This window comes from Segatella copri, from assembly GCF_003465495.1.
GTDB classification, from domain to species: domain Bacteria; phylum Bacteroidota; class Bacteroidia; order Bacteroidales; family Bacteroidaceae; genus Prevotella; species Prevotella copri_G.
Map to the genome: position 1 here is coordinate 1 of NZ_QSAV01000077.1, position 7,068 is coordinate 7,068.

Annotated in this window: 2 protein-coding genes and 2 pseudogenes; 3 read left to right on the forward strand and 1 reads right to left on the reverse strand. The window is 43.5% G+C overall.

The window, feature by feature from the left end; genetic code table 11:
- Positions 1-46 precede the first annotated feature (46 nt).
- A complete protein-coding gene (locus DWV53_RS14635) occupies positions 47-1,663 on the reverse strand; it encodes a DUF6377 domain-containing protein (protein WP_118155342.1) in 1,617 nt (538 codons plus the stop codon).
- A gap of 330 nt (positions 1,664-1,993) precedes the next feature.
- On the opposite strand from DWV53_RS14635, the pseudogene DWV53_RS14640 reads away from it, so the two are divergent.
- From DWV53_RS14640 to DWV53_RS16255, 3 genes and pseudogenes are all read left to right on the forward strand, one after another.
- Positions 1,994-4,273, forward strand: a pseudogene (locus tag DWV53_RS14640) (TonB-dependent receptor).
- 64 nt (positions 4,274-4,337) lie between these two features.
- The gene (locus DWV53_RS14645; RefSeq protein WP_118155344.1) at positions 4,338-6,518 is read left to right on the forward strand and encodes an alpha-galactosidase; all 2,181 of its coding nucleotides are present in this window, start codon (positions 4,338-4,340) and stop codon (positions 6,516-6,518) included.
- Between the two features lie 345 nt (positions 6,519-6,863).
- A pseudogene (locus DWV53_RS16255) lies at positions 6,864-7,068 on the forward strand (IS1380 family transposase); the annotation flags it as partial.

Consider the following 7,068-nt stretch of genomic DNA (forward strand, 5'->3'; position numbering starts at 1 on the left):
AAAAAAGAAAAGGGTGCGCCATGGACTTATGACACACCCTCATTTATTAGCCTATCACATTGCATAGTCGGTTGATGGCTGCATCAAAAGTGGTGAGGTCTTTGGCTCGCTTTCTGATGGCTGTCTTGTAATTATAGATGGTTTGCGTAGAATAGAACAGGAGGGTGGCCAGTTCCTGACCATCCGTAATTCCCAGTCGCATCAGTGCATAGATACGCAGTTCCTTGGTGAGACTGTTAGGGGCAGGGAGTACAATCTGCTTTTCTGGCAACAGCAATTGGTTGAACTCTTCCACGAAATTCGGATACAAGTCAATGAATGCCTTGTCAAAGCGAATATAGAAGTTGGCTGCCTCTTCTTCTGCCAGCTTGTAGCTGTTGATGGCAGTCAGAAGATCGGCAGTTTGTTTTGCCTTGATTTTGCGGCTTACCAATTTGCGATAATCATCCAGTTTCCTGATATATACGGCACTGATGTCCATAAATAAATGCATATAGGTCTCTCTTCGCTTATTGGTGTTGAGCAGCTTCTGGTTCAGTTCGTCCAAGAGTGTATTTTGGCTTTTTATCTCCCTACGGCTCTTGGCTAGACGCTTGTTCATCTTGAAAGCAAAGAAGACCATGGCAAGGAATCCTAGCGACAGGATGCTCACGATGACGAGGGATGCTGTTACGATGCGGTTCTTGCGTACTTCTGCCTGATGGTTCGTTTCTGTGATAAGGGGAAGTATGCGTGAAATCTCTACCATGCGGAGACGGTTGTTGTAGAATTGGGCATCCTCCATGGAGCAATAGATGTATTTGGAAGCCCTCTTTGCATAGGAGGCATCCTTATTATATAGATAGGTGGAAAACTCCTGAAGGGCCAGATTCTCCTTCAGGGGACATATCTGGTCTGAAATAGCTGCTTCTACAATATACTTTTCGTATAAATCCTTTTGGTCGGTATCATAATAATAGCGGGCTATGCAATAAGCCGATGAGGCATACACACGGCTGTTCAGGGGACTGGCAGAAAGCGCCTTCATGTAGAACTGAAGTGTTTTTTTGCTTGTACGCTGCTTTAGAAATTCAAACTCTCCTGAAAGATAGTAATAAAGAGCGGATTCCTTGTTGCCGATATGCTCAAGAGTTTTGCCTAAATAAAAACGTTTCTTGGCTTCTAATCCTTCTTGAAACTCCGACTTGTTACAAAAAGTTTCCCAGTAGTTATATACCCAAGTCAAGGTATAATAATAGTATTGCAATAACTTAGGTGACATTTGCTCCACATCTATTGCAAGCATTAAGTCTTCTGCCTGGCTGTAGAAACCGCCTGTTGACAGCACTGCCGCACGATTGATTTTATTCAGGTTGATGAAGTAATCATCCTGAAGTTGTACTGCCAGCTGGTAGCCCTTCTTGGCGTATGTCATGGCAGAGTCGTAACGGTAGGTATAATACTCCCTGTAGATCTGGTTATAGAGCCTAAGCTGGTTGTGCTTGTCGGAAGTTGTGTATAGTTGCTTTTTGAGTCTTAGCAGTTTCGCTTCTTTTCTTTGGGTAAACTTGCTTCGCTGAGCGATGTAACTGTCTAAACGATGGAACAGCTGTTCCTCGTTTACGGAAGAAGCATTTGCCATTAATGGCATCAACATCATTAAGAACCACAATACTACTTTCATAACTATCTTTTTAATTGTTATTGTTACTATCTGATAGGCTATTAGAGTGCCTTATAATTGTATTTTTCTGCAAAGATACTACATTTATTTCTCTTTTTACCATCTACTCTATTAAAAAGTATTAATATCTTTGATAGCTTGATTATTAGAAGGTTATAGACTTAATAAACCTAATATTTATCTACTCGTAACCTACACATGATGCCAATGTCTGAAAAATCTCCTTAACTTTGCAACCGCAATCGAATCGCATTCGGTAGCAAGTGAAATCATGTAAAACTAAGAATAAACAACTGTAAGATTATGAACTTAAGAATCCGTACATTTTCTATGGCTTTGATAGCGATGTCTGCTGCAAGCCAAGTGTATGCACTTCCTTCTGACGATTCTGAAAACAAGGAGAAAAAGGAAGAGCGTAATGTGATGCTCAACGCATCTGATGCCAACAAGCCTCGTGAAATCCAGATAGGATTGCCAAGCGAGGATGTAACCGTATATGAAAACGGTCTTCCTGCCGTTTACTCTTCTTCCGTACACAAACTCTCTGCCCATTGGCGAAGCGATGCCTCACTGAAAGGTACCGACTTGATGACTCCATCTGAGTCAGCCATTGCTACTGGTAATATTGCATACGCAGTTTCTTCTTTCAGCGAGTTGGGACAGAAAGAGTTCAAAGGCAAGCTCAACTATAAGGCAAACCATTTTGGTATGCAGAATGTAGACCTCAACCTGTCTGGTGGAATCGGTGACAATTGGCTTTATACTGCCAGTATGTATCAGAATTTCGATCCAGGTAGTTTCAAGCTTCGCTTTACAGATTATGCCGACCGTACCCAACTTTATCATTTCGGCATCACTCGCATCTTGAATGATGGAAAGGGACGTATCTCCTTATTATATAAGTATTCCAACAGCAAGAATCCTGGCAATTTTGCCAATGCCGCACCATTTATCTATTCAGGCGACGGCAGTATCAAGAAAATCGATGGCTTTGACCCTGGTATGGACTCATACGTGCAGCGTCAAGGTTCTTTCCAATACTTGAATACAAAGTCAGGAAAGATGGAGACATGGAATATGAGCGATGGCTGTGAGAATCATGCCAACGAGATTGCCCTCATCAGCCAGTATCAGTTTGATAATGGATGGTAGTGGAAATTCAACGCCAAGTATATGAATGCTCCACGTGCCAATTATGTAGATTACGGAGGAAGTACCATCTCTCAGGTGAGCGAGGCTGATGGATATCAGCTTTCTGATGGAACTGCCTACAGTGGCTATATAGAAGGCCGTCGCACCTGGTTGCATGTTGGTAAGGTGAGCAATGCGCTTTTGACTACCGAAATCTCCAAGCAGTTGAACAACCATAAGTTAATGATTGGTTTGAACGAGTGGTATTACCATCTCAATTACTATTCGTCTTCGTTCCAGTGGGCAGGCACCGTAGAAGCTTATCCACGCACATTGAGCCAGATGTATGTCAATCCCCTTGATCCTACGCAGACAGCCCGTCGTTCTGAGACTTTCGGTTATAATGAGTTGAGTCCAGAATACACCAAGGGTTCAGAGAACAAGTTGGCACTCTACTTTACCGACGAATGGAAGGTAAGTCCTAAGTTCAAGGTGTTCTATGGTGGTAGATTGGAGTACTACCGCATGTCTGCCGAGCAGATTTCTACTCCACGTTTCTCAGGATTCCACATGGGTAACTATAATACATACGCCACTGCTGCTGATGGTTCTGTTGTTGCTACCGAGCATAGCATCGAAGCAAAGAACGTAACCAAGGATAAATTGAATTATGCAGCCACCTTACAGTTGACGTATAACCTTACCCGCCAGTTTGGTTTGACAGCCGATGCTACCATCGCCACCCGTTTCCCACGCATCAGCGAGTATGCAGGAACAGGACCTACCGAGGAGCAGTATAAGCGAGTAACCATTCCATTGATTCGTGGTGGTATTTTCTACAAGAACGATTGGATTGACCTTTCTTCAATGGTGACCTACATTTCAAAGTCGAACAATATCGACCAGCAGAATCTTACCAAGCCTGGCACTACAGAGGGCAAGACCGTGTTGCTCATCTATAATATCCAGACTTTGGGTTGGACAACCTCGGCAGAAATCAATCCGTTCAAGAACTTCCACATGCATGCACTCTTCACTTATCAGAAGCCGGTGTATAAGAACTATAATGCGAGCGTAACGTTCAGTGACGGTCAGTCTATGGGTGTGAATGCCAATAACATGATTGTCAAGGAGATTCCTCAGGTTCTTATCGAGTTGGACCCTAAGTATGATATCACCAAGAATCTGAATGCCTGGTTGAGCTTCCGTTACTTCGGTAAGACCTATGCCAACCTTCAGGAGGCACTCTACTTCAATGGTCACTGGGAGACTTTCGGTGGAATCAACTGGAATGTGAACAAGAAGCTGAGTCTTGGCGTGAGTGTCATCAATATCTTCAACGAGAAGGGTGCCAAGGGTACCATTAACGGCTCTGAGCTGATTACCAAGCAGGAAGCTGGCAAATATGACGGCAAGTACATGAGTGGTAGCTATCTCCGTCCGTTCACGGTGGAATTCTCTGCAGGAATCAAATTCTAAGATAATAACGAAAGAATTATAGCGTTTAATTATAACAAAGCAATCACGTAAAAACCAAAGAACGATGAAAAAGGTATTTATGATTATCGCAGCGATGTGCATGACATCTATCATGGCATCTGCTCAAAAGACCATCCGAGTGTCAACCGACAAGACCGACCTCGTGATGCAGGTTTCTCCTAAGGGTCGCCTCTACCAAGTGTATCTGGGTGACAAGTTGAAGAATCCTTCTGATTACAATCATCTGAAGTGGGATGTATATGCGGCTTCTGATGGTTCCGTCTGCCAGCGAGGTCATGAGGTTTATGCAACCTCTGGTGCTGAAGATTTCTTCGAGCCGGCAGTGGCAGTGACCCATGCAGATGGTAATATGACCACCTATTTGTATTATCAGTCTTCTGAAGAAAAGGCTATCAGTGGAGGTGTTGAGACCATCATCACGCTTAAGGACAAGGTGTATCCGCTGACCGTGAAGCTCCACTATGCAGCTTATCCTAAGGAGAACGTCATCAAGGCGTGGAGCGAAATTTCTCATAAGGAGAAAGCTCCGGTTACGCTTTGGAGATATAGCTCTACAATGCTTTATTTCAAGGCAAACAAGTATTTCGTTACCAATTATCATAGCGACTGGGCTAAGGAAGGACAGCCTGAAACTTGCCAGTTGACTGCTGGTAAGAAAATTGTTGATACCAAGTTGGGTACCCGTGCAGCCATGCAGGAGGAGCCGTTCTTTGAACTGGGATTCGATGAGCCTGCCAAGGAGAATGAGGGCAAGGTGATGCTTGGAACCATCGGATGGCCTGGCAACTTCCGCTTTACCTTCGAGGTAGATAACGTGGGAGCCCTTCGTGTTATTCCTGCCATCAATCCATACGCCTCTAATTATAAACTGAAGGCTGGTGAGACGTTCACTACCCCTGAGTTTATCTTTGCCATGAGTAATAATGGTATCGGTGAGGCTTCCCGTAATTTGCACAATTGGGCTCGCCAGTATCAGGTAAACATGGGTATGGAAGATCGCCTTACGCTCTTGAATAACTGGGAGAATACCGGCTTCGACTTCAACCAGCAGAGTCTTGCTGAGTTGATGAAGGATGCCAAGGACCTGGGTGTAGATATGTTCTTGCTTGATGATGGTTGGTTTGCCAACAAGTATCCTCGCAAGGACGACCATGCTGGTCTCGGCGACTGGGAGGCTACCAAGAGCAAGCTGCCTGATGGAATACCAGGATTGGTAAGAGATGCCAAGAAGGCTGGTGTAAAGTTTGGTATTTGGATTGAGCCTGAGATGGTGAATCCTAAGAGTGAACTCTTTGAGAAGCATCCCGACTGGGTGATTATGCAGCCAAAGCGTGATACCTATTATTACCGCAACCAGCTGGTACTTGATATCAGTAATCCTAAGGTACAGGATTATGTGTTCGGCATCGTGGATCGTATCATGACGGAGAATCCGGATGTGGCTTACTTCAAGTGGGACTGCAACAGTGTGATAACCAATATCTATTCTCCATATCATAAGGAGAATCAGGGTAATTTCTATATCGATCATGTCCGTGGTATCTACAATGTGCTTACCCGTATTCATAAGAAGTATCCTAAGTTGCCGATGATGCTCTGCTCTGGCGGTGGCGGCCGAATGGATTATGAGATGCTTAAGTATTTCACCGAGTTCTGGTGTTCAGACGATACGGATCCATACGAGCGCCTCTACATCCAGTGGAGCCTGTCGAAGTTCTTCCCAGCCAAGACCATGGGTTCGCATGTAACCAACTGGAACAAGAATACCAGTGTGAAGTTCCGCACCGATGTTTGCAGTTCATGTAAGTTGGGCTTTGATATCGACCTCAAGTCACTTTCAGGTGATGACTACAAGTTTGTGCAGAATGCTGTCAAGAACTACGATAGCATGAAGCCTATGATTCTCGAGGGCGACCAGTATCGCCTGGTTTCTCCTTATGAAGGCAACCATTGTGCCATTAACTATGTAAGTAAGGACAAGCAGCGTGCCGTTCTCTTTGCATACGACTTGCATCCACGCTACAAGGAGCCTGTGATGAATGTGAAGATGCAGGGATTGGATGCCGATAAGGTTTATACCGTAAAGGAGACCAATCTGATGCCTGGCAAGGAATCTGATTTGGAGTGCAATGGCAAGCAGTACAGTGGTGACTATCTGATGAAAGTCGGCTTGAATGTATTCAGCCAGACAGATGGAACGAGCCATGTATTGGTATTAGAATAAAGTATCTCTGTAAGAATCAGATAATAAAGAAGTTAATCAAGACTGGTTTAATCTTATGCATAAACCAGTCTTGATTTTATTTGTTTTATAGTATGTCATCTGCCCGTTATCGCATGGCTGGGGCAATAATACATTCTGGTATTTCTAAAAAGTTTAGACTTTTATGGATTCAATTCCTTAAAAGTTATGCTTTTTATGGAATTAATTCCCCTTATTTCCGCAACACTATAATTTAATATTTTTTATAAGCACCTGAGCAACAAAAAGTTGCTCAGGATTTTGCCATGTCAGAAATTTCACTTATCTTAGTGTTGCAAAATAAAAACAAACAAAATTCTGAATGACATGGCAAAAGTACAAATAAAATCTGAGAAACTCACTCCTTTTGGGGGATTTTTTTCGATTATGGAGCAATTTGATGCTCTTTTAGCTCAAACCATAGATTCCACCTTGGGATTGAGATGCACTATGTTTGGTTATCAATATAGCGAGATTCTACGCTCTCTGATGTGCGTATATCTTTGTGGTGGCTCATGTATTGAGGATGTTA

Excerpts from the sequence above, each read along its gene's own strand:
- DWV53_RS14645 (WP_118155344.1), top strand. The coding sequence starts at position 4,338 with ATGAAAAAGGTATTTATGATTATCGCAGCGATGTGCATGACATCTATC.
- DWV53_RS14635 (WP_118155342.1), bottom strand. The coding sequence starts at position 1,663 with ATGAAAGTAGTATTGTGGTTCTTAATGATGTTGATGCCATTAATGGCA.